Raw genomic sequence first — 23,113 nt, forward strand, 5'->3', positions numbered from 1 at the left:
AAAACGCTCCACTTATTCTAGAGTTGGCTGGCTTTTTGCTTAAAAGAGATATTCTCCTCTTCCGAAAATTGATGACTTATGTGGCAAAAGCTCAAGCGTAGTTTATTTTTACAGGTTCTTTGTGCTCTCTTTCTTGGTGTTGCAGTTGGAGCTGGTTTTCATGATTTCTCCCTATCTTTAAAGCCATTGGGTGATGGTTTTATTTCTTTAATTAAGATGCTGATTGCACCAATTGTGTTTTGTGTGGTTGTACTGGGAATCTATGGTGCAAATGACATCAAAAAAATGGGCAAAGTCGGTGCAAAAACCATTCTGTATTTTGAAGTGGTCACCAGTATTGCTTTAGTTTTAGGCATTATTGTGGCTTATGTATTTAAACCTGGTGTTGGCATGAACATCGATATCAGCCATTTAGATGCAAAAGATTTAAGTACCTATACCGAACGTGCACATGAAATGCACACAGGTTCGGAATTTCTGCTCAATATTATTCCAAAAACCTTCACAGCTGCTTTTGCAAACGGCGATATTTTACAAGTTTTATTAATCGCTATTTTATTTGGTGTAGCGCTACTTTTAATTCCTAAACATTTGGCAGAGCTGGTACGTCAGGCTTTGGAAGCTTTTTCTGAAGTCTTCTTTAAAATTATGGGACTGATTATTCGTTTAGCGCCTATTGGTGTGTTCGGATCAGTGGCCTATACCACTGCCAAATTTGGTTTAGATTCGCTCTTACAATTGGGCTATTTAGTTTTACTGTTTTATGCAACGTGCATTTTATTTGTTGTTATTGTTTTAGGTTCAATTTTAAAACTTGCCGGTCTCAACATCTTCAAATTTGTGGCTTATTTTAAAGATGAATTAGCCATTGTTTTAGGTACAGCCTCTTCTGACTCTGTCTTACCCCAAATCATGAAAAAACTCAGAAATCTGGGAATTAAGGATTCAACTGTAGGACTGGTTATTCCAACTGGTTATTCCTTTAACCTAGATGGGTTTTCAATTTACTTAACTCTAGCTGTTATTTTTATTGCACAAGCCTGCAATATTGATTTATCTACGCATGACTTGCTGGCTATTTTATTAGTTTCACTCATTACTTCTAAAGGTGCACACGGTATTCCCGGTTCAGCTTTAGTTATTCTTGCAGCCACCCTTTCAGTTATTCCAAGCCTCCCTGCGATTGGTCTAGTACTTCTACTTTCAGTCGACTGGTTCATTGGCATTATTCGTGCCTGCACCAACTTGATTGGTAACTGTGTTGCGGCCGTAGTCATTGCGCATTGGGAAAAAGATATTGACCATGCTCAAGCTAAAGCCGTGCTAAATACTAAACCTTAAAATTCGTTCTAGAGAACATTGAATCATCTTTTTCTCAATGTTCTCTAATCTTCAATTCGGCAATTCAATAAATCAGTTTCAAATGCCAACCAATCGTGTTCTTGTTGGCTAATCATTTCAATCCGGTTATCAATTCCCTCTTCGCCAGACTTATAATTAAATTGCTGAGGATTAAAGTTAAAGGTTTTCCAACCCTGATCTGTATTAAAAATTCCCTTAATTCGCAGCCAGTCTTTTTGTGCACATAACACATCGAGCAAAGCATAAAACTCAAACTTCCAGCGTTTAGGCAATTTCCAACCTGCGACAATATAACCTTGTGCCGACTCGACATAATGATAAGGTAACTGCTGAATTTCTTTCACGACCTCAGTTTCAGTCATTTGTTTTTGAAGTTTAAGTAAAGGTTGAATAGAGCGTTCGGTTAAACGAGCAGCCACATCAATTTTATTTAACGCTAACTGACCATGTTCAGTTGTAATCCACTCTTGTTGATAAGGCTGATATTCTTCTTTTAATAACTCAAGTGCCTGATCATCTTCAAAAGTCATCACATCAGTATGTGACACCACCACAATTTGGGCAGCTTTTAACTGATCTTCATAAAGGTTTTGCTTTACCCAGTTTGTATCATGCAAACGGCTACCATCGACAACTGTGACTAATGCTCGCATGGCTAAACTACTTTGCCAATGCGGCTCAGTCAGTTGATCCAATAACTGCGAAGGATGCCCAAGTCCAGTCGGTTCAATAAAGAGTCGGTCTGGTTTTTGTTCACTCAATAGACGAGCTAAAGCAATATGCATAGGCAATTGACTGCTACAACATAAGCAACCACCTAATAATTCTTTGACTGCATATCCCTCATCTTGAGGTAAGAGTTGTTGATCTACTCCAATCTGCCCAAACTCATTCATTAATACAGCCCAGACCTCATCTTTCGGCTTCTGACTTAATAAATGCTGCAATAACGTGGTTTTTCCCGCCCCTAAAAAACCGGAAATAATATGGGTAGGAACAGTTTTTTGGGCAATAAATTTCACGAGTCACTCAAATTAGAACGGTCTAAAACATTTTAGGTATATCACTCTTTTTTGTCATGTAAATGATTTTTAAACTTGGCCGATGATTTTTTAATTTTTACTTAACAAACCAAAAATGAGACTTAGCTCTCATTCAAAATCTAAATTAACTTTTAATAATTACAAATCAAACGGAATATTCTATTTATACGCATTCACAATTCATACCACAGTGTGAGGTTTACGTAACACAATTGGTTTTTTTTCACTCAAGAAGAAATATTTTTACACATTTTAAGGTGTATTTAAGCCCTTTAATTTTACAGATTCCGCACATAAACGGCCTGTATATTTCATATTGTTAAGATAGGCGTAATAGATTGTTAAGTTAATTGATGTAATTCCAAGCTCGGCTTAGCATGTGTCCTAGCTTAGTTATTCAGCCATACATATTCCATGTAGGTTTAAATGATTAGGTTTGATTTATTTTTTTAATGAATTTAAGGATGCCATAACATGAAATTAGTTAAGACTCTACTTGCAACAACTTTAGCTTTAACTGCAGTATCAACTTTCGCTGCTTCTAAACATGAACAAGCGCAGAGCACTGCTGGTGAAGAGAAAGTAGTTGTTTCAACTCAAGAACAAGCAAACACTGCTACTGCTGCAACTGACGCTGTAGGTTCTGCTTCTGAAGCTGCACCTGCAACTCGTTAATTCTCTCAGCACTCTCCTCCAAGCTCAGAGATAATTTTACTGAAATGAAAAATGGATGCTGAATTTCAGTAAAGAAGAAAAGGATCGAACCATGCTGCGGTTCGATCCTTTTTTTTAAGAAGATTTTTTATACATACTACAAGATGGGTTGTGATTTTCTTGTAGACGTAAAACCTTACGGTGCTCGGCTGCTTCAAAGCGGCAACGTTTCCACTCAGTATTTAGATTTAATTGAGGCACTTCACATGGCTTGCTCTGTTCATCAACAGCAACCATGGTGAAATAACAGCTATTGGTATGGCGCACTGTACGCTTCTGGATATTTTGGGCTTCAACACGTATTCCCACTTCCATTGAAGTACGGCCTACATGGTTAACACTTGCCAAGAAGGTTACCAGCTCACCCACATAAATAGGTTCTTTAAAATTCACCTTATCTACAGATAACGTCACTACGTAGCCACCCGAATAACGGCTCGCACAAGCGTAAGCGACTTGGTCTAGTAGTTTTAGAATCGTACCACCATGAACATTACCTGAAAAATTTGCCATATCAGGCGTCATCAAAACTGACATCGTCAATTCAGACTGATCATCAGTTGCTGTGGTTATTTCATCTAATGTAGGCATAGCTCAACTCTGTGTCTTAAAACAAGCTCAGTCAACATTATGGTTGATAATTCACAAAAAAAACATGATTAAATCCACAACATGGCATTGTATTTTTTAATATCTCTGATTGTTTTTTAAAATCTAATTTTTTAAAGCATTATTTTTAAAGTTATTTTTTATAGTCGCATCATTTATTTTAAAGTTTTATAGAACATGCTATGCCATTTTATTCCACGCTTAATGGCATAGCAGGGTCTTACAGATCACTCTCTATACTTTAGTAATAACGCCTGTCACACCATTAATAATCATATCAATGGCGATCGTTCCGATTAATAAAGCAGATAAACGTCCCACAATATCGAAATAACGGTCAATATGCTTGGCATGTTTATAGCGTAAATGATCATGCGAAAATTTCATCAAGATCAAAATACTACAGGTTAAAAACAAGGTGAAGGCAATCACTAGGGCTGCCTCACCAATTGACATTTCAATGCCTGTAACCACAGCGGCACTAATAGTTCCGGGGCCAATCATAAAGGGCATTGCAATGGTGCCAGCCAGATGTTCTGGCGCTCCACGCATTTCACCAATCGTATCGGCACCCTGAAAAACATAGCGATAGCCAATGACCAAAAAGATAAGGCCTCCAAAAATCTGGAAGGCTTCAAAACGTACATTCAGATATTTACTAAAAATTGTTTCGCCGCCCCATGCAAATAGCATGAACACGACAAAAGCAATCAAGCTTCCCTGAATCAGTGCTTTATTAAACACCTTTGTTTCTGAATGGCGGATTAGGCCAATCATATAAATGCTCATTAAAAATGGATTGAGCAAAGAGAAAAATAAAGCAAAAGAATGTAGATAAGGAGAAGCCATGCATTGTCCTCTTAAGCTTGTGGATCTGGGAACAAAGGTCGGTTCCCTGGGCTAATACGATTAATATGTAAGAATGTCATATGTCTTTCATATTTATCTAAAATGTCATTAATAACCTGTTCCTTACCGTAACCAACGAGGTCGTTATCTTGAGAGCCATCATAAAGATACGTTTCAAGTCGGTAATAGAACTGTTTACCCCGTTTCACACGTTGACTGAAATTCGGTGCGCTATAGCGTACGGGCCAGATCTGGTAAACGAAGTTTTGTTCTTCTTCCAAATGAATTGTGAAGTCGAGATGGTAAAGCGTATCTTCATCTTCGAGTAGCGTTTGCTGCACATCCACATTCATTCCCTGCTTAATAAGTTCATCAGCAACGGCCTGAACTGCTGGTCGGCAGACAGTGTCCAACATGCGCAGAGTTTCAGTGGTTCCCGGATGATGCATCACTCGGGTTAAACGCTGTTTCCAATTCAAAATATCAACATTACCAACCACTGGAGCTGCATTCATGCTGCGGCTGGCCTGCCTGTAATCTTCAAGCCTTAAAGACTTATAAAGTCCTGCCATGACAAGGAACATCACGAAACTAAACGGCAATCCCATAATGATGGTTGCATTTTGCAAAGCGGTAATCCCGTTGGTCATCAGCATTGCCAGTGTGAGCAAACCAATCGCAATTGCCCAGAACACACTCAACCAACGCGGAGCATCATTATCAATATGCGTTAACTTAGTGGTGAAGTTCCCTAGAACCAGCGCTCCCGAATCGGCAGAAGTCACATAAAACAAAAGCCCTGTTACAGTGGCAATTGAAGCAATAAACGTAAAGCCTGGATATTGTGCTAACAAATCATAAAAACCATGAGCCGGATTCGCCAACACAGTAGCAGCTAAGGTTTGGTTCCCTTCAAAAATAACGCTGTGCAACGCACTATTACCAAAAATAGAGAGCCACGTGATCGTAAATAAAAGTGGGATAATTAAAGTACCAGACACAAACTCGCGAATGGTACGCCCTCTTGAGATACGCGCCAGAAAAAGTCCTACAAATGGAGACCACGCAATCCACCATGCCCAGAAGAACAAGGTCCAGCTACTCATCCACTCTTTAGGTTGTTCAAACGCAAAACTTTGTAAAGCCAAAGACGGGAAACGGCTTAAGTAGTCACCAACATTTTGAACAAGGGCATTGAGTAAAAACTCAGTATTTCCCAAGAACAAGATAAACAGTAAAAGGCCAATCGAAACATAAATATTGATTTCAGATAAAATCCGCAGGCCTTTATTCACGCCTGATGTCACCGAAATAATACTAATACCAACCGCGATGGCAATCAGGGCAAATTGCATCCAGATGTTTTCTGGTAATCCCAATAACACATGTAGGCCATAATTTAGCTGTACCACCCCAATCCCGCAGGTCGTTGCAATACCAAAAATTGTCCCGATAACGGCAGCTGTATCAACGCTATGCCCAATTACACCATTAATTCTTTGACCAAAAATTGGGTAGAGTGCAGAGCGAATGGTAAGCGGCAGATTATAACGATAGCTAAAATATCCCAATGACATGCCAATCAAGGCATACATACACCAACCAGTTAAACCATAGTGGAACAATGTCCAGACCATACTTTGGCGTGCGGCTTCATAAGTCTGAGCTGCACCTACTGGCGGTTGCATATAATGAGATAAAGGCTCAGCGACCGAGAAGAACATTAAATCGATACCGATACCGGCCGAAAACAGCATGGCAGACCAACTCAGTAAACTAAACTCAGGTTTTGAATGCTTAGGTCCTAGCTTAATATTGCCATATCTTGAACAGGCAATAAAAATCACAAACGCCATGTAAAGTGTTGCGGCAAGCAAGTAATACCAACCAAAGGTTGAGGTTACCCACTGAAGTACGGTGTTCATGATTCGGTTTGAAAAATCGTTGAACAAAAACGTGACGAGAGAAAAAATTAAAATAAGTACAGCTGAAAAATAAAAAACCACACGGTTGAGCGGGTCTTTTTTAGATTTAGATAATGTTAAATCATCAACTGCTCTTGGATTATCTGTTGCCATACAATCCTCAAGGAATAAAAATAAAAACAAAATATTTAATTTCGTCTTTTCACTCTTATTTAAAACAATGAAAAGACGACTTTAAACGCAAAAAAATAATATATAGATGTGATCGTTTGAGGTTATAAAACCTCAGTCACTTTATTCTGGTCACCATTCGATGGGACTGAAATGTCTTTTGAAACAGCTAACTGTTTTTTCACTAATTGAGGGTCAAAATCATCTTGCTTTAGCGCTTTGGCTAAGCCAAACATATAAAGCAAAATAATGACTGAAAATGGTAAACCACATAACACCACAGCACTTTGCATGGAGTTAAAACTACCGGCTAAAAGCAAGCCAATACTTACAATGGTAATTACCACAGACCAAAAGACGCGTAACCAGATCGGTGAATCACTATCATTGGTGCCCCCTTTTGAGGACAAATTAGCGATCATTAGTGTACCAGAGCCAACTGGTGTCAAAAATAAAACGAAACAAATTACAACAACAATGCCAGCAACATAAGGATTAAATGGCAGATATTCGAGTAGCTTAAATAAAGATAATGCCGGATCAGTTAAGACCATATCACCCAAAACTTTCTGTTTTTGGTTCAAGATAAAGTAAATTGCCGTATTTCCAAAAACCGAGATCCAAGCCAGCGTAAAGCCTAATGGAATCAGGCATACACCCAGAATAACTTCCCGAATCGTACGTCCTTTTGAAATACGGGCAATAAACATCCCTACAAAAGGCGCCCAAGCAATCCACCATGCCCAATAGAATACTGTCCACGAACCTAACCAGCCACTGGCTTTTTGGTTGTATAAATACATATCAAAGCTTTTACCAATAAAATTGCTTAGATAATCACCCGTATTTTGCACAAGACCATTTAATAAATGATTTGTAGGGCCCGTTAAAAATACGAATAAAAGTAAGGCATACAGTAGACGTAAATTAATACGAGATAACCATGCCAGACCTTTTTCGATGCCGACCACTGTCGTAATTGTGGCAACAAACATCATGACCAGAACGGCAGTAATTAAGGTCACAGAGTTATCAGGAATTTGAGGAAGTAAATAGCAAATGCCAGATACGAGTACCAAAGCACCAATTCCTAAATTGGTGACCAAGGAAATAACCGTTGCTAAAATTCCAAAACCATCAACAAAATCTCCCACCAAGCCATGAACACGCTCTCCAAAAATTGGATAAAGCGCCGAACGTAATGCTAAGGGCAGGTCTTGTCTAAAAGCGAAGTAACCTAGAGTGACTCCAAGCAATGCATAGAGTACCCAGCCATGAATCCCCCAATGCAAAAAGCTATAGGTCATGGCATTTCGGGCAGCTTGAATGGTTCCGGCCTCACCTTCTGGTGGTCTCAAAAAGTGATCAACAGGTTCGGCAACACCATAGTAAAGTAAGGCAATACCAATCCCTGCCGAGAACAACATTGAAGTCCAAGCCAAATAACTAAACTCAGGTTTGTCGTCGTCTTTTCCTAAAGGAATCTGCCCTACTTTTGAAAAAGCGAGCCAAGCCACAAAGCCCAAACACAGCACAATCACCAGCATGTAATACCACCCGAAAAAGTGATTTACTTGCTCTTGTATATAGGTCAACCAAAACTGACTTTTTTCTGGAAACAGCACAAAAAGTAGGCCAAAAATGCCAATACTGATGGCCGAACTCCAAAATACAAAACGATTTAACCGAATATGGTCTGAAGAATATCTATCACTTTTCAACACCATCTTATTGCTCCTTGCAATCGGTGTATTTTCTCAAAATAACGAGATAAGTACGGTACTTATGCGCATCATCCTATCTTTAAGAATCTTCGATTTTACCTCTTTATTCCTAGAGGCAATCTTCAAAAATTCATTGATTTTTACATATCATACTTGTTATTGATTGAACGTTCAATCAATAACAAGTATGATAAAAAAAGTGCTATGATGCTCTGCAAGTTAACATGCTGAATTTAAAGCACCACTAAAAGTGCTGATGTGGAAAAACATGACAAAACGCAGAGTAAAACCAGAGCACGTGCGACGTGAAGAAATTATGAACGCTGCACTCGACGTAATTTATGAAGTGGGGTTATCCAATACCACCATTGCACAAATTGCAAAAAAAGCCGAGCTGTCGACCGGCATTGTCAGCCATTACTTTGGCGACAAACAAGGGTTGATCAATACCTGTATGCAAGAAATGCTGAATGTTCTGCGTCATAAAACCGAACAGTACAGAGCAGAAGCAGATTCGCATCCAGAGAGCCAGATTAAGGCGATTATCGACTCTAACTTTGACATTAGTCAGGTCAATGAAAAAGCAATGCGGGTCTGGTTAGACTTTTGGTCAGCGAGTATGCATGTACCAGACTTAAGCCGCTTGCAAAAGATTAATGATCAACGCCTGTACTCCAACTTGAAATTTTATTTTCTCAAGTTAATGAATGAGCAACAGGCCAGTGTTGCCGCTAGAGGGTTGGCAGCATTGATTGATGGATTATGGTTACGAGGCAGTTTAAGCCGTCATAACGAATTTGACAGCAACCTTGCTCGTTCCATTGCTTACGATTATGTACAAACGCAAGTTCAATTTGCGAACAAGCCTTTGCAGGAGAGACAAAATGAGTGATGTACAAGTTCAACAACTGTATATCCATGGACGCTACGTTAAAGCAACCAGTGGTAAAACATTTAATAGTATTAACCCTGCCAACGGCGAGACGATCGCAACTCTTCAGCAAGCATCTGAACAAGATATTGAAGCTGCTGTACAAAGTGCACAACAAGGACAAAAAATCTGGGCTGCCATGACGGCCATGGAACGCTCTCGTATTTTACGTCGCGCAGTCGACATTTTGCGTGACCGTAATGATGAACTTGCCCGTCTTGAAACACTCGACACTGGTAAAGCCTACAGCGAAACATCTACCGTCGACATTGTGACTGGTGCAGATGTACTCGAATATTATGCAGGACTTGCAACAGCCATTCAGGGTGAACAAGTTCCGCTTCGCGAATCAAGTTTCTTTTATACACGCCGTGAACCTTTAGGCGTGGTTGCAGGTATTGGTGCCTGGAACTATCCAATTCAAATCGCTTTATGGAAATCTGCCCCTGCCCTTGCAGCCGGCAATGCCATGATTTTCAAACCTAGTGAAACTACCCCTCTTACTGCATTCAAACTTGCAGAAATCTATACAGAAGCTGGCTTACCAGACGGCGTATTCAACGTAGTTCAAGGGCCAGGTCGTGAAATTGGTCAGTGGCTCACTGAACATCCAGTAATTGAGAAAATCTCATTTACAGGTGGCGTTGAAACTGGCAAAAAAGTCATGGCAAGCGCGGCTGGTTCTACGCTAAAAGAAGTCACCATGGAACTTGGTGGTAAGTCTCCACTGATTATTTGTGAAGATGCCGACCTTAATCGCGCAGCTGATATTGCTGTCATGGCAAACTTCTTTAGTTCAGGCCAAGTTTGTACCAATGGTACGCGTGTATTTGTTCCAAAATCTCTTTTAGCCGATTTTGAAAAAGCTGTTGTAGAGCGTGTAAAACGTATTCGCATTGGTGACCCAATGGCTGAAGAAACCAACTTCGGGCCACTCACCAGCTTCCCTCACATGGAAAAAGTGTTGTCTTTCATTGAGTCAGGTAAACAACAAGGCGCTAAAGTCTTAATTGGTGGTGGACGTGCAACAGAAGGTGACCTTGCTAAAGGTGCTTATGTACTACCGACGGTATTTAGCGACTGTAATGACCAGATGGCAATTGTTCAAGAAGAAATTTTTGGACCAGTCATGAGCATCTTAAGCTACGAGACTGAAGAAGAAGTGATTCGTCGTGCTAACGACACCACCTTTGGTTTAGCTGCCGGCGTGGTCACTCAAGACATTAGCCGCGCTCATCGCATTATTCACCAAATTGAAGCTGGTATTTGCTGGATTAATACTTGGGGCGAGTCGCCTGCAGAGATGCCAGTGGGTGGCTACAAGCAATCTGGCGTGGGCCGTGAAAATGGCCTAACCACGCTTGGGCACTATACCCGTATCAAATCTATTCAAGTTGAACTTGGCGATTATCAAAGCATTTTTTAATGCATCAATTGCCTTAAACACTTCAACCTAAATCACATATGCAGAGCAATCTTTATAGATTGCTCAGGCAAACTGTTAGTAAAAAAAGGATAGTTATGAATATTAAAGAATATGATTACATTATCATTGGCGCAGGATCTGCCGGAAATGTACTTGCTGCACGTCTTACTGAAGACAAAGATACCACCGTTTTATTATTAGAAGCTGGTGGACCAGATTATCGTTTGGATTTTCGTACCCAAATGCCGGCAGCTTTGGCCTACCCTCTTCAAGGTCGTCGCTATAACTGGGCTTATTTAACCGACCCTGAACCGCACATGAATAACCGTCGTATGGAATGTGGGCGTGGTAAAGGTTTAGGTGGCTCATCTTTAATTAATGGTATGTGCTATATCCGCGGTAATGCAATGGATTTAGAACAATGGGCAACCCATAAAGGCCTAGAAAACTGGTCTTATGCCGACTGTTTGCCATACTACAAAAAAGCCGAAACCCGTGACATTGGCGAAAACGACTACCATGGTGGCAATGGCCCTGTGTCAGTTGCTACACCAAAAAATGGCAACAATGTATTGTTCCATGCCATGGTTGAAGCTGGCGTACAAGCAGGTTACCCGCGTACCGATGACTTAAATGGTTACCAGCAAGAAGGTTTTGGTCCAATGGACCGCACGGTAACGCCTAAAGGTCGCCGTTCAAGTACCGCACGTGGTTATCTGGATATGGCAAAAGGCCGTCCTAACCTCACTATTTTGACTCATGCAACGACCAATAAAATCTTGTTTAATCAAAAACAAGCCGTTGGTGTTGAATATATTCTCGGGGCTGACCAAAACAACTTGCAACGCGCCTTGGTTAAACGCGAAGTCTTACTGTGTGCAGGTGCAATTGCTTCACCACAAATTTTACAGCGCTCAGGTGTGGGTGAAAGTACTTTCTTAAAATCAATGGACATTGATGTTGTTCATGATTTACCGGGTGTAGGTGAAAACCTGCAAGACCACTTGGAAATGTACCTACAATATAAATGTAAGCAACCCGTTTCTTTATACCCTGCCTTGAAATGGTATAACCAACCTGCGATTGGTGCTGAGTGGTTATTTAATGGTACAGGTATTGGCGCAAGTAACCAGTTTGAAGCAGGCGGATTTATCCGTAGTTCAGATGAGTTCAAATGGCCAAACATTCAGTACCATTTCTTGCCAGTTGCTATTAACTACAATGGTAGTAATGCAGTGAAAGAGCATGGTTTTCAGGCACACGTTGGTTCAATGCGTTCGCCTTCACGTGGCCGTATTGGACTTAAATCAAAAGATCCGTTTGAGCATCCAAGTATCTTGTTTAACTATATGTCGAGTGAACAAGACTGGCGTGAGTTCCGTGATGCGATTCGTATCACCCGAGAAATCATGCAGCAACCTGCACTTGATCCATATCGTGGTGATGAAATTAGTCCGGGCAAACATTTGCAAACCGATGCAGAGCTTGACGACTTTGTTCGTAACCATGCAGAAACGGCTTATCATCCGTCTTGTAGCTGTAAGATGGGTGAAGATGAAATGGCTGTCGTGGATGGTCAAGGCCGAGTCCATGGTATGCAAAGCTTACGTGTAGTTGATGCCTCGATCATGCCACTTATTATTACCGGTAACTTAAATGCAACCACCATTATGATAGCCGAGAAAATTGCAGATCAAATTCGTGGACGTGAAGCATTACCACGTTCAACTGCACCATTCTATGTAGCCTCATAAAATCATAAGGGTATATTTCTTATGCAGAAATATACCCTTAATTTAATATTTATAATCCAATCATTAATAAGAACGATGTATGACAGAAAATAAACTATTCAAAAAAGCTGTTTTACATATATATGGCATGAAATAAAAAATCATCTATGTTTATATACGTATATTCTTCAAATGATTCAACTTTAATCAAATAAAATTTATTAACTATTTTTCAAATAGTTAAATTAAAAAAATAATTGAAAATTATCTTATTAAAGCCTAATTTGATCAAATATAAATCATATTTATGATTTTGATGAACCCCATTTATTATAAAAATTGTCTTGTCAATGCAAAATTAGTCTAAAATATAGAGTGTTTGCGATAATCCCAAGTAATTTTATTTTTTTATAAGTTCTCTGATTTTGAGAATTTACTTCGCATTTATATCCATTTTGTCTGGATACGCTGTCTAGGTTTCCTCACACCTTAAGTGACTCAAATAACTTATTTTAAGGTCCCCCTTACATGAAAAAGTTTTTGAAATACCTTCTGGTATTAATCATTCTTATTTTAATTGCAGGTATCGTTTTCTTGTTTAGACCAACGACGTCAAAACAAGTTCAAACTGCAAAAGATGAGCCAGTTGTTGATGCTGTTCTTGTTGGCGGCGGCATCATGAGTGCCACTCTCGGTACTTATTTCACTGAGCTTGAACCAAACTGGCAAATTCGTATGTATGAACGTCTTGACCAAGTTGCTCAAGAAAGTTCAAACGGCTTTAACAATGCCGGAACAGGCCACTCTGGCTTTATGGAAATGAACTATACCGAAGAGAAAAACGGTAAGATGGAAATTGTCAAAGCTGAAAAAGTTGCTTCTCAATTTGAAGTTGCTAAACAGTTTTGGTCATATCAGGTAAAACAAGGCGTTTTAGCTGAACCTAAATCATTCATTAACCCAGTTCCGCACATTGCTTTCGTTTGGGGCGATAACGTTCAATTCTTAGAAAAACGTTATGCTGCAATGATTCAAAGCCCGTTGTTCAAAGGTATGAAATTTACTGAAGACCCAGCTGTTATTAAACAATGGGCACCTTTAGTAATGAACGATCGTGACCCTAGTCAAAAAGTTGCAGCGACCCGTATGGATGTTGGCTCTGACGTAAACTATGGTTCTATCACTAAACAATTAGTGAATCGTTTAGACCAAAACCCTAATTTCAAATTACAGACTTCAACCGAAGTGACTGGCATCAGCCAAAATGATGACAAAACTTGGACTGTGTCTTTCAAAAATTTGAAAACTGGTAAAGTAGATCACGTTAAAACGCGTTTTGTATTTATTGGTGCAGGTGGTGCAGCAGTTAAATTATTGCAACTTACTGGTTTACCAGAAGCGAAACAATATGCTGGCTTCCCTGTCGGTGGTGAGTTCTTAATTACTGACAACCCAAAAATTACTGCGGAACACACAGCAAAAGTTTATGGCCGTGCTGAACTTGGTGCGCCTCCAATGTCTGTGCCACATATTGATACGCGTTATATCGACGGTAAAAAATATGTATTGTTTGGACCATTTGCTACGTATTCAAACAAGTTCCTGAAAAATGGTTCTCAGCTTGATTTACTTGCATCAACCAACAAAAACAACGTTTTACCAATGACCACTGTTGGCTTGGAAAACCTTGATCTTGTTAAATACTTGGTGAGCCAAGTGATGATGTCAGATGAAGACCGTCTAAATGAACTCCGTAAATACTACCCAGATGCGAAAGCTGAAGACTGGCGTTTAAGCCAAGGTGGTCAACGTGTTCAGATCATCAAAAAAGAACCGGGTAAACCAGCTACACTTCAATTCGGTACAGAAATCTTTGCGTCTAAAGATGGTGCTGTAACTGCATTGTTAGGTGCGTCTCCGGGTGCTTCGACTTCTCCATACATCATGCTTAACTTGCTTGAAAAAGCTTTCCCTGAGCAAACTGAAGGTAAATGGAATCAGAAGCTTCATGAAATTGTTGTTTCTTATAAACAAGACCTAAGCAAAGATCCTGTATTACTCGACAAAGTTCGTCAGTACACAAGTTCTACACTTGGCTTGAACTATACATCTCCGTTTAAAGCTGCAAACGATGAAACTGCTGCTGCCCCTGTTGCAAAAGCAAACTAAGTTTGATGATGTATAAGTAAAATTCCAAAAGGATGAATTTCGATTCGTCCTTTTGTTTTTTAAGACCTCAGTTGAGATATTTAGATTAGCTATGACGCCTTTAAACTCATCATCCCACCTCTTTTCATTTTGTTTTAAGCTCATGCTTGTTGTGCTACTGGCTTATCTGTTGGTAAGCGGTTTTTATATGTGGATGATTGGCGGTACAGCTATTTATGTAAGCTCAGCCGTGTTACTCACCATCACTGCTTATGCATTTAAGCTCGGCAAATATCAAAAAATATTTTCAATTTTAAATCTACTAGTTAGTGCTGGCGCGCTATATTTCAGCACGGCTCATTTATTTTTCTCTCCTATTCAATTCTTTATATTTTTACCTGCTTTGTTTTTTGTGTCATTGACGTTTACTCACTTAAAAAAAATTCGAAGCCTATATAAAGCTTTAATATTAATCAGCTTATTGATTTGGTCAGGCATACACTTTATGCAGCTTGAGCAACTTAAAGCGTATTATAAAACTCAGCATACTGGGGAAAGTTGGCAACAATATGGCGCACTTTAAGCTTGTTTTTTAGTCTATAGCTGTATATAAATAAGTCTTCTTTTTCACATGAAGTTCATCAGTAAAATTGAACATCATATACAGAATTCCTTTTAAGAAAAAATATTCATAACAATCTAATTTATTTAGAAATATATCGAGCATATTAGCGATTGAATACGCCCCCTCTACACGCTAGATTACTTAAATATTTTTTCTCCCTTTATGTTGTAATTTATGAAAATTTTAGATGGCGGTTTAGGCCGTGAATTGGCTCGTCGTGGTGCTCCTTTTCGTCAACCAGAGTGGTCTGCTCTCGCACTCATTGAAGCGCCCGAAACAGTAAAAGAAGTACACCTCGATTTTATTAACGCTGGTTCAGAAGTGATTACCACCAATAACTACGCTGTTGTTCCCTTTCACATTGGACAAGAACGCTTTGAAACTGACGGCATTCGTTTAATTCAAGTTGCCATCGAACAAGCAAAAAATGCAGTTAAAGAAAGCGGCAAAAATGTCAAAATTGCAGGGTGCTTACCACCTTTATTTGGTTCTTACCGTGCAGACTTATTTCAGGCTGAGCAGGCTAAAGACCTTGCTGAACCCATCATTAATACATTAGCACCAGAGGTGGATTTCTGGTTAGCAGAAACTCAATCGTGCTTAAAAGAAGTCGAAACAGTTCATGCATTATTACCAAAAGATGGTAAGGACTATTGGGTATCGTTTACCCTGCAAGACGAAATTAAACAAGAACAAGCCTTACTCCGCTCAGGCGAAAACATGCAACAAGTGGCTGATTTTATAAAACAGTCAAATGCAAAAGCGGTTTTGTTTAACTGCTGTCAGCCTGAAGTGATCTTGCAAGCCATTAATGAAATTAAAGGACTCATTCCAGCGTCTGTACAAATTGGTGCCTATGCCAATGCTTTCCCGCCTCAAGATAGCAGCGCAACTGCCAACGATGGACTTGATGAAGTTCGTAAAGACCTTGATGCTCCTGCTTATCTTGGTTTTGCCAAGCAATGGCAGCAAGCAGGTGCAAGTTTAGTGGGCGGTTGCTGTGGTATTGGTCCAGAACACATTGCTGAACTCTCTCAATTTTTTAAAGAATAAATACCATGTCTGCTGCCAAAATTGGATTGTTGTCTCTTACAGCGCTGGTCTTTAGTTCTATGGTGGGGTCAGGCGTATTTAGCCTACCCCAAAATATGGCTCAAGTTGCCAATGGCTCTGCCCTTCTTGTTGCATGGCTCATTACCGGAGTCGGCATTATTTTCTTAGCGCTCACGTTATTACATTTAACGCGTCAACGACCAGATCTAGACGGTGGTATTTATAACTATGCGCGTGAAGGTTTCGGTGAGCTGATTGGTTTTTGCTCCGCTTGGGGCTATTGGCTATGTACCACCATTGGTATTGTGGGTTATGTCGTGATTGCCTTTTCGGGCGTTGGCATGTTTACCGACAGCAAAGATCATATTATTTTTGGTGAAGGCAATACGCTCTATTCACTCATTGGCTCAAGCATTTTTGTATGGCTTGTACACTGGTTGGTGAGTCGAGGCATTAAAGAAGCGGCAATTGTGAATTTACTGGCGACCATCGCCAAAATCATTCCAATGGTGGTTTTCATCTTCTTTACCTTTATTGCCTTTAAGTTTGATTTATTCAAACTCAACTTAAATGACTTCTCTTTAAAAGTTCCACTTTGGCAGCAAGTGAAAGACCTCATGTTAATTACCCTTTGGGTATTTACCGGTATTGAAGGTGCTGTGGTTTTATCATCGCGTGCAAAAAACCGTTATGACATTGGTAAAGCCACCATTTTGGGTGTGTTACTAGCGTTAAGTTTTTACGTAATGGTCACGGTATTGGCATATGGCGTAGTGAGTCGTGAAGCGCTCGCAGGCATGCATAACCCATCAATGGCCACCATTTTGCAGCAGCTCATTGGTTTGCCGGGCACTATTGTTATTACCATCGGGCTTATTATTTCAGTTGCTTCGTCTTATTTAAGCTGGACTTTATTTGCAACTGAAATTCCATATTTGGCTGCAAAAAATGGCGCATTCCCGAAATTATTTTTAAAGAATAATCAGAATAATGTGCCGATTTCATCGCTTTGGCTCACCACTCTGGTCGTGCAAGGCGCATTGATTGCCGTGTATTTTTTCAATAAAAACTATACCCAGCTTTTATTGATTTCATCAGTAATGATTTTACTGCCTTATTTTCTGGTGTCTGCTTTTTATCTTAAAGAATCGATTCGTCACAAACGCACCCCACATATTGCCATTGCAAGCGTCGCTTCAATCTATGCGCTCTGGTTACTCTATGCAGCAGGATTAGATTTATTGCTGCTGTCTGTGGTGTTGTATTTGGTCGGCTTGGTTATTTTTTCAATCAGCTATTTTGAGCATAAAAAATCGCTCAAACAAAATCAGCTAAATTAATCATTTCAACCACTGCTGCCCCATTTCAGCAGTGGTTGTCTAAAAACAAAAATTCTATTTTGAAGGCTGCGACTGCTTAAGATGCAACCGTAAAATACGGCGTAATTCTAAAATTGCCTCTGGCGTTGTTTGAATCGAATGTCCACCTTTAATAATCAGTTCCGATTGCTCACCATCTAAATGTGAACTTTGATACGGCACAATCCCATCGCTGCTTTTTAACTTATCAGTCGTTCCATCAATATTGCCCATAATTGAGTGATAGACCACGTTAGACGATGGTTGAATGGCTTGCGTAAGCTGCATAAAGTTGGAAGAACGACTTAAATTACTCGCGCCATTTTCAATTAAACCTTTTCTGAGTTTCGTATTTTTCTCATCTCTCATTTCGACTGCAATAAAGAAATCGGCGGGTAAACGAATAACACGGCGGGCAATTTGGGTAAACCATCGGTCAGCGTAGTCTGTACCATGATGCGGTGCAGAAACAAAAACAACTCGTTTAAAATACGGAAGTGCTTTGAACTGAAAGCGCTCTTGAATCACTGGATTTTCTTTTAAACGATTTAACTGTGCATCATTCATTTTCTGCATGGCTAAATCGGAAACATCTGCATTGCTTACTAATAAACGGCTAATGACTCCGCCCATACTATGCCCAACCAACACTGCATCGTGCGCAGCATAGCTGTCTTTGGCAATGTTTTGAAAAGCTTGATTCAGCAATGAATAAATCTGAAAACGGCTTTCAAAAATCGGCATATTGGTTGAATAAAACACCTGCCAAACTTGATAGTTTTGTCTTAACTCGGCATCGCCCATAATGTCATTGGTTAGGCTCACCCAAGCCTCTGGGCTACTCGCCAAGCCATGAACAAACACAATGATTTTCTTATTCGGGTTAAAAGGTTCCAGCATATATAAATGCGGCATGATTAAATTGGATTCTTTATTAATCAAAGACCAATACCCTGCTGCACCTAAATTATATTTCGATAGCCAAAGTCCATAAGGCGCCGAATAATTGGCGGTAAGTGGATAGTCCACACCTTCAACTTTTACACGGCTTTGTCGATATGGATCGAACATCGCAATTTCTAACTCTGCCCCTGCAATCACCTGATCGGCTGTGGCCTTTTGTTTAGGATAAGCAATGGCTGTAACGGGAAAGAAGCGTGGTAAATGAATATTAGGATTGGTTTGATGAGCATAAAAAGCATCGGGGTCTAAAATGAAACCATGATTTACATCATTTTCTTTACGCCCGACAATAAATTCTGCCCCTAAACCATCCTTACGGTTAACGGTATTAAAGCCAGAAAAGTTCATGTTATAGCTGGAGCGAAAGGTATCGACCTCAATCTTTTGTACATCTACGGCATGGTCAAAATTGACATGATATTGATGCCCATCTGCTTTCAGCAGAGGCGGAAAACGATGCGTATTTAAATGATTAAAATAAGTCGTCATCAATTTTGACAAAGCGACGTTATAAAAAATACGCACCTGATTTTGGCGATGGTCAAATACCCGATCAAACGGTGACTCTTCAGAGTCAAATAAATAAACGTAACTATAGCGCAAGCTTTTATCGAACAAAGCTAACTCTTGCTCAACGCAATTTTTACTTTTATTGATGGCATTACACTGGCTGCTACGCCCAACATCTAAAGCTTTTGCTAAATAAATTTCACTTAGCGCAGCATAGCGTTCTTCTCGGCTGCTATTTTCAGACAGGCTTTGAATTTTATTTAAACAATCATCAAAATTTTGCAGACAAGATTTTTCATCTTTTTTTACCAAATACAGTAAGTTTTGGGTTTGATGACTTAAGGTGCCGTCGGTCAGAATACTTTCATTCTTACTTTTTAAAGCATTACTTAAATTACTTTCTTTTAAATTAATGACCTGACAGCCACTGAGCAAAGCCATTATTGTTATCATTGAATAATAGTAAGACTTTGTCATTCTGCATTCCTTAATCGAATGTATTCCCCATCAGGTCATTATGCCTGTAAAGCGATGAACGAACAATTTTAGCTCAGCTTCCATTTTCCTTTATTGCGAAAAAAAGCCTGAACTCACTGTAATTCAGGCTCAATGGTTATGTATTTCAATCAAGCTTGGTTGAACTTTTGCTGCGAAGCTAAATAAGAAAAATAAAAAATCGGTAAAATAAATGGTGCCACACTCCAAAAATCAAAATAGACATAAAGTATCGCTCCTAAAAAGGCACCAATCACAAACCCAATTACAATACTGGCACTTTTGAGTAAACTTGCCCGATTGGCTGCATTATTGTTTTTAAGCAAGTTAGCAATATCAATACCGAGCTGCGTGGTGTTGCCCGTCATCATGGTACTTGGGCTAATATTTTTAATCAGTGTTTTGCTTGAAGTATTACGAATAGCTAAGGCAATTAAACCCAGCCCACCTGTCAATGCCACAGTAATTGCATCGGCATTTTTAAAAGGTTCGAAATAAAGCCCTGCAATCATAAAAGCAGATAGAAAGATGGCTTCAAATAAGAATAAATAAGACAGTGTTTTGTGCTTCATCTGACTACGGTCAATTAACAGTTTGGTAATGACAACAGTCAAAATAAATAGCGGAATAGCAGCAAGCTTAATCCATAGACCTGCACCGCCTTTAACCATTGCCGCCCCTGCCAACACTAAGTTTCCCGTAACATGAGCGGTAAAAAAGCCAAACAATGCAATAAAGCCAATGGTATCAATCGCCCCACCAACCATAGTTAGTAAAACAGGATCTCGACATATCGCCCATGTACTTTCTGTTTCTTTTTTAATTGGGGTGTCTGGCATAAAAATATCCTGTTAAATTAAAGTTTTAAAGCAATAAAGTTGTATCTAAATGATTTAAAAATGAATAATGCTTAAACGTTTATGAAAGCAAAAAAAGATGTAAAAAAATAGGGTGTGTAATGTCGTAACACTGTCTCTAAAATAGCAACAATCAAAATTGTCTATTTTAAGGACAATAAAACAGTGATCATATTCAAATCAATTTGACCTCTAAAACAGTTCTAACTATGATGAAGCCGCAAGTTGATATCAACTGATTTTGAACCTGAAAAAGTTATGCCAAAATATGGATAATGAAAAAAACAATCACGAGTAGATATATGTCATTTTATAATTATTCAGTTTTTCTAGGCGGATTATTATTTGCATCTATTGCCTTTGCAGGTCAGAAGAATAATGCTCAACGTGATTTCTATTTAAAATGTATGGCAGCAGGTCATAGCCGTGCAAGTTGTACATGTATTTATCACCGCTTAGAACGTCAATATTCCCCTAGACTGATGCTTAAACTTGGAAGCTTAAGTTTACAAAGCCCCGAAGTACCACGTGATTTTGTGAAAACAATGAAACGTACTATGCAACAGTGCCAATCTTAAATCTTCAATTTTTTAACCACATCCAAATTAATACCCCAGCCATACATAAAATTGCCGGATAGACAAACCACGGATGTGGAATGGTCCAAATCATAAGCCCCGTAGCCAAACTCATACTAACTGTCGAGATGTATTTTGCCTTTTTAGGAATACGCCGATATTCTTGCCACTCGCGAATGAGTGGGCCGATATAACGATGATTTCGAAACCATTGATGAAGTTTTTCAGAGCCTCGAGCCGCAAAGAAAACCGCCAAAATTATAAAATCAACGGTAGGTAAACCCGGAATAAAAATACCCAATATGCCAAGCGCAATACACAACCAAGCCAAACCAATAAACACCCAACGCGCCCAAATAGAACGAGCAAGCTTACTGACTGGTTGAGCTGGTACTAACGACTGCTTATGCTTTACGATTACATTTACTTGATTGAGTTTGTCCATATCGGGTATTCCCTTTATCCACTTTTTATTATTTCAATTCATCAAGCTGATCAAGCGCCTGACCAAAATATCCAAAGGCATCTAAAGCACCTTGTACAACACGATCTTGCTGGGTCCGGTCGAAACCTGTTTCGTCGAGTGCTTGCACAAAACGTTTCCAAACTTTAGCGCGCCCTTCGGGATAGGCAGCCAAATTACGCGCAGCAAACGTTTCAGAAAACCCTAAATGTTTTTGGGCCTCTTTAAATAAAAATGCAGCCCCTAAGGTTGAACCTTCAGACACATAAATCCAGCCTAAAGCTTCGGGTAGTTGTACGTTTTCACTGTGTAATTGCTGTCCGTTAGGTTGAATACCTAAATCATTTAAATCGGCAAGTGCTTGTTTTGAGCGGCCACGAATGTCGAGGTCTGGAATCAGTCCTGCTACACCCTCTTGCTCAAAAAGATGTTCAATTTCACGCTGAAAGTAATATTGAGACAACGTAAATTGCGCGTATTTTTCTTTACTTGAAAACACCTTTGCTTGTGACATTAATTGATGCATACGTTCATGTTCAGCAGCGGTTTCTTGTTTCAGACGTAAAGACAAGCTGTTGCTAATGATTTGTTCTGTAGATGAGTTCATCATCTTTCTCCTGCAAAATGGATATCGCTCATCGGTTAACGGCCCCGATTGAGTTTGAGTTGGACTGGAAAATCCACAACAATAGTCACGGCGCGACCGTTAATTTTGTGGGGTTTAAATCTGGATTTACGTGCAGCTTGCATGACCCGCTCATCAAGGCTGGCAATGCCCGAACTTTGACGTAATTGAATGTTGATCGGCTGCCCTTTTTCATTAATGCGAATCCGAAGCTCAACCAAACGATTTTGTTGTTTTAACTCGCGGTCATCATAGTCAAGCCCACCAAAACTCAGCACATCCACACTACTCACCTGAACAGCGTCATCATGTTCAACTTGAGTGCTAGGTGCTTTGGAATATTCTTGCTGCGTTGCGGGTGTTTTGACACCGCCACTTTTGGTTTCGCTATTGCTGCTTTGTAGCAAATGCTCAGTTTGCGTTTGTTCAAGGTCTGTCGAACTCAGTTTTTTATCGGTATGAGCCGCCAGCCTTTCTGTACGCTGCACTGGTTGGAGTGGAGCTAAAGTGTTTAAATTCGTTTTTGATTGTGCTTGCTGTTTGTCACTTAAATTATTTTGCACCACCTCTTTAGAGGCAGTTTTTGACGCTAATGTTTGAACATTTTTAGGCAAGTTTTTTGATTCTTCAGGTATAGAAGATACCGAACTGTTTAGTGTAGATTTAGGCGCTAAACTTTTTTCGATAGGCTTACTTTCAGTCTGGTCAGATGATGGCTTTTTAGCAGGTGCCAGCGACACAAAACTTATTTTTAATGCATCTACTTTTGGTGATGTCGCAAAAGTATAAGGTTCAATTAAATGACTCAGCATCCAGACAGCAAGCACATGCAGACCAATCACCACGACTACGGTTAAGCACTTATAAAAATGCTTCGGCCATTTTGTTAAAGGCAGTTTGACGATTGGCTCATGTGTAGGGAATAAAGATTTTGATTTCATCGCTTATTCC

General features: G+C 39.6%; 20 protein-coding genes. 10 read left to right on the plus strand and 10 right to left on the minus strand.

What is annotated here, in order from left to right; genetic code table 11:
• Window positions 1-78 precede the first annotated feature (78 nt).
• A complete protein-coding gene (dctA, locus tag F936_RS14665) occupies window positions 79-1,341 on the plus strand; it encodes a C4-dicarboxylate transporter DctA (protein WP_003653149.1) in 1,263 nt (420 codons plus the stop codon).
• Between the two features lie 44 nt (window positions 1,342-1,385).
• On the opposite strand, the gene F936_RS14670 is transcribed toward dctA, so the two are convergent.
• Window positions 1,386-2,384, minus strand: coding sequence for a CobW family GTP-binding protein (locus tag F936_RS14670; RefSeq protein ID WP_004641709.1), 999 nt, complete (start codon window positions 2,382-2,384; stop codon window positions 1,386-1,388).
• Between the two features lie 495 nt (window positions 2,385-2,879).
• Between F936_RS14670 and F936_RS14675 the strand changes: the two genes are divergently transcribed.
• A complete protein-coding gene (locus F936_RS14675) occupies window positions 2,880-3,080 on the plus strand; it encodes a hypothetical protein (protein WP_003653151.1) in 201 nt (66 codons plus the stop codon).
• 114 nt (window positions 3,081-3,194) lie between these two features.
• On the opposite strand, the gene F936_RS14680 is transcribed toward F936_RS14675, so the two are convergent.
• From F936_RS14680 to F936_RS14695, 4 genes are all read right to left on the minus strand, one after another.
• A complete protein-coding gene (locus tag F936_RS14680) occupies window positions 3,195-3,710 on the minus strand; it encodes an acyl-CoA thioesterase (RefSeq protein WP_003653152.1) in 516 nt (171 codons plus the stop codon).
• Between the two features lie 252 nt (window positions 3,711-3,962).
• A complete protein-coding gene (locus F936_RS14685) occupies window positions 3,963-4,577 on the minus strand; it encodes a MarC family protein (protein ID WP_003653161.1) in 615 nt (204 codons plus the stop codon).
• A gap of 11 nt (window positions 4,578-4,588) precedes the next feature.
• Complete coding sequence (locus F936_RS14690) at window positions 4,589-6,655, minus strand: choline transporter (protein ID WP_005048485.1); 2,067 nt, start codon at window positions 6,653-6,655, stop codon at window positions 4,589-4,591.
• Between the two features lie 122 nt (window positions 6,656-6,777).
• Entirely contained in the window at window positions 6,778-8,400 is a 1,623-nt protein-coding gene (locus tag F936_RS14695) for a BCCT family transporter (protein ID WP_005048487.1), read from the minus strand.
• 265 nt (window positions 8,401-8,665) lie between these two features.
• Here F936_RS14695 and betI point away from each other — a divergent pair, with 265 nt between their 5' ends.
• From betI to F936_RS14730, 7 genes are all read left to right on the plus strand, one after another.
• On the plus strand, window positions 8,666-9,289 hold the full coding sequence (gene betI, locus F936_RS14700) for a transcriptional regulator BetI (protein ID WP_003653164.1): 624 nt from the start codon (window positions 8,666-8,668) through the stop codon (window positions 9,287-9,289).
• Window positions 9,282-10,754 (plus strand): betaine-aldehyde dehydrogenase, encoded by a 1,473-nt coding sequence (betB, locus tag F936_RS14705; protein ID WP_004641706.1) that lies wholly within the window; start codon window positions 9,282-9,284, stop codon window positions 10,752-10,754. Before betI ends, betB begins: the two co-directional genes overlap by 8 nt.
• Window positions 10,755-10,849: 95 nt before the next feature.
• Window positions 10,850-12,508 carry a choline dehydrogenase gene (betA, locus tag F936_RS14710; protein ID WP_005048489.1) on the plus strand — a complete coding sequence of 553 codons (1,659 nt, stop codon included), beginning with the start codon at window positions 10,850-10,852 and terminating at the stop codon, window positions 12,506-12,508.
• 507 nt (window positions 12,509-13,015) lie between these two features.
• Entirely contained in the window at window positions 13,016-14,656 is a 1,641-nt protein-coding gene (gene mqo, locus F936_RS14715) for a malate dehydrogenase (quinone) (protein WP_004641704.1), read from the plus strand.
• A 91-nt stretch (window positions 14,657-14,747) separates the two neighbouring features.
• Window positions 14,748-15,218, plus strand: coding sequence for a hypothetical protein (locus F936_RS14720; protein ID WP_026055591.1), 471 nt, complete (start codon window positions 14,748-14,750; stop codon window positions 15,216-15,218).
• Between the two features lie 216 nt (window positions 15,219-15,434).
• Window positions 15,435-16,313 carry a homocysteine S-methyltransferase family protein gene (locus tag F936_RS14725; RefSeq protein WP_005048494.1) on the plus strand — a complete coding sequence of 293 codons (879 nt, stop codon included), beginning with the start codon at window positions 15,435-15,437 and terminating at the stop codon, window positions 16,311-16,313.
• Window positions 16,314-16,318: 5 nt separating this feature from the next.
• Window positions 16,319-17,653, plus strand: a complete 1,335-nt coding sequence (locus F936_RS14730) for a basic amino acid/polyamine antiporter (protein ID WP_005048496.1) — start codon at window positions 16,319-16,321, stop codon at window positions 17,651-17,653.
• 54 nt (window positions 17,654-17,707) lie between these two features.
• Here F936_RS14730 and F936_RS14735 read toward each other — a convergent pair whose 3' ends face one another.
• Entirely contained in the window at window positions 17,708-19,621 is a 1,914-nt protein-coding gene (locus F936_RS14735; RefSeq protein ID WP_005048499.1) for an esterase/lipase family protein, read from the minus strand.
• A 149-nt stretch (window positions 19,622-19,770) separates the two neighbouring features.
• Window positions 19,771-20,478, minus strand: coding sequence for a YoaK family protein (locus F936_RS14740; protein WP_005048502.1), 708 nt, complete (start codon window positions 20,476-20,478; stop codon window positions 19,771-19,773).
• A gap of 320 nt (window positions 20,479-20,798) precedes the next feature.
• Between F936_RS14740 and F936_RS14745 the strand changes: the two genes are divergently transcribed.
• Complete coding sequence (locus F936_RS14745; protein WP_005048504.1) at window positions 20,799-21,074, plus strand: hypothetical protein; 276 nt, start codon at window positions 20,799-20,801, stop codon at window positions 21,072-21,074.
• A 4-nt stretch (window positions 21,075-21,078) separates the two neighbouring features.
• Here F936_RS14745 and F936_RS14750 read toward each other — a convergent pair whose 3' ends face one another.
• From F936_RS14750 to F936_RS14760, 3 genes are read right to left on the minus strand one after another with little or no spacing between them, the layout of a single operon-like run.
• Entirely contained in the window at window positions 21,079-21,519 is a 441-nt protein-coding gene (locus F936_RS14750) for a YbaN family protein (RefSeq protein WP_005048506.1), read from the minus strand.
• A gap of 28 nt (window positions 21,520-21,547) precedes the next feature.
• The gene (locus F936_RS14755) at window positions 21,548-22,147 is read right to left on the minus strand and encodes a biliverdin-producing heme oxygenase (RefSeq protein WP_080595332.1); all 600 of its coding nucleotides are present in this window, start codon (window positions 22,145-22,147) and stop codon (window positions 21,548-21,550) included.
• Between the two features lie 32 nt (window positions 22,148-22,179).
• Window positions 22,180-23,103, minus strand: coding sequence for an energy transducer TonB (locus F936_RS14760; RefSeq protein ID WP_005048510.1), 924 nt, complete (start codon window positions 23,101-23,103; stop codon window positions 22,180-22,182).
• Window positions 23,104-23,113 lie beyond the last annotated feature (10 nt).

The organism is Acinetobacter calcoaceticus DSM 30006 = CIP 81.8 (genome assembly GCF_000368965.1).
Taxonomy (GTDB): domain Bacteria; phylum Pseudomonadota; class Gammaproteobacteria; order Pseudomonadales; family Moraxellaceae; genus Acinetobacter; species Acinetobacter calcoaceticus.

Coding starts and splice junctions, on each gene's coding strand:
- F936_RS14675 (WP_003653151.1), top strand. CDS start 2,880: ATGAAATTAGTTAAGACTCTACTTGCAACAACTTTAGCTTTAACTGCA.
- betA (WP_005048489.1), top strand. CDS start 10,850: ATGAATATTAAAGAATATGATTACATTATCATTGGCGCAGGATCTGCC.
- F936_RS14755 (WP_080595332.1), bottom strand. CDS start 22,147: ATGATGAACTCATCTACAGAACAAATCATTAGCAACAGCTTGTCTTTA.
- F936_RS14725 (WP_005048494.1), top strand. CDS start 15,435: ATGAAAATTTTAGATGGCGGTTTAGGCCGTGAATTGGCTCGTCGTGGT.
- F936_RS14730 (WP_005048496.1), top strand. CDS start 16,319: ATGTCTGCTGCCAAAATTGGATTGTTGTCTCTTACAGCGCTGGTCTTT.
- dctA (WP_003653149.1), top strand. CDS start 79: ATGTGGCAAAAGCTCAAGCGTAGTTTATTTTTACAGGTTCTTTGTGCT.
- F936_RS14720 (WP_026055591.1), top strand. CDS start 14,748: ATGACGCCTTTAAACTCATCATCCCACCTCTTTTCATTTTGTTTTAAG.
- F936_RS14745 (WP_005048504.1), top strand. CDS start 20,799: ATGTCATTTTATAATTATTCAGTTTTTCTAGGCGGATTATTATTTGCA.
- F936_RS14690 (WP_005048485.1), bottom strand. CDS start 6,655: ATGGCAACAGATAATCCAAGAGCAGTTGATGATTTAACATTATCTAAA.
- F936_RS14735 (WP_005048499.1), bottom strand. CDS start 19,621: ATGACAAAGTCTTACTATTATTCAATGATAACAATAATGGCTTTGCTC.
- betI (WP_003653164.1), top strand. CDS start 8,666: ATGACAAAACGCAGAGTAAAACCAGAGCACGTGCGACGTGAAGAAATT.
- betB (WP_004641706.1), top strand. CDS start 9,282: ATGAGTGATGTACAAGTTCAACAACTGTATATCCATGGACGCTACGTT.
- F936_RS14760 (WP_005048510.1), bottom strand. CDS start 23,103: ATGAAATCAAAATCTTTATTCCCTACACATGAGCCAATCGTCAAACTG.
- mqo (WP_004641704.1), top strand. CDS start 13,016: ATGAAAAAGTTTTTGAAATACCTTCTGGTATTAATCATTCTTATTTTA.
- F936_RS14685 (WP_003653161.1), bottom strand. CDS start 4,577: ATGGCTTCTCCTTATCTACATTCTTTTGCTTTATTTTTCTCTTTGCTC.
- F936_RS14740 (WP_005048502.1), bottom strand. CDS start 20,478: ATGCCAGACACCCCAATTAAAAAAGAAACAGAAAGTACATGGGCGATA.
- F936_RS14750 (WP_005048506.1), bottom strand. CDS start 21,519: ATGGACAAACTCAATCAAGTAAATGTAATCGTAAAGCATAAGCAGTCG.
- F936_RS14695 (WP_005048487.1), bottom strand. CDS start 8,400: ATGGTGTTGAAAAGTGATAGATATTCTTCAGACCATATTCGGTTAAAT.
- F936_RS14680 (WP_003653152.1), bottom strand. CDS start 3,710: ATGCCTACATTAGATGAAATAACCACAGCAACTGATGATCAGTCTGAA.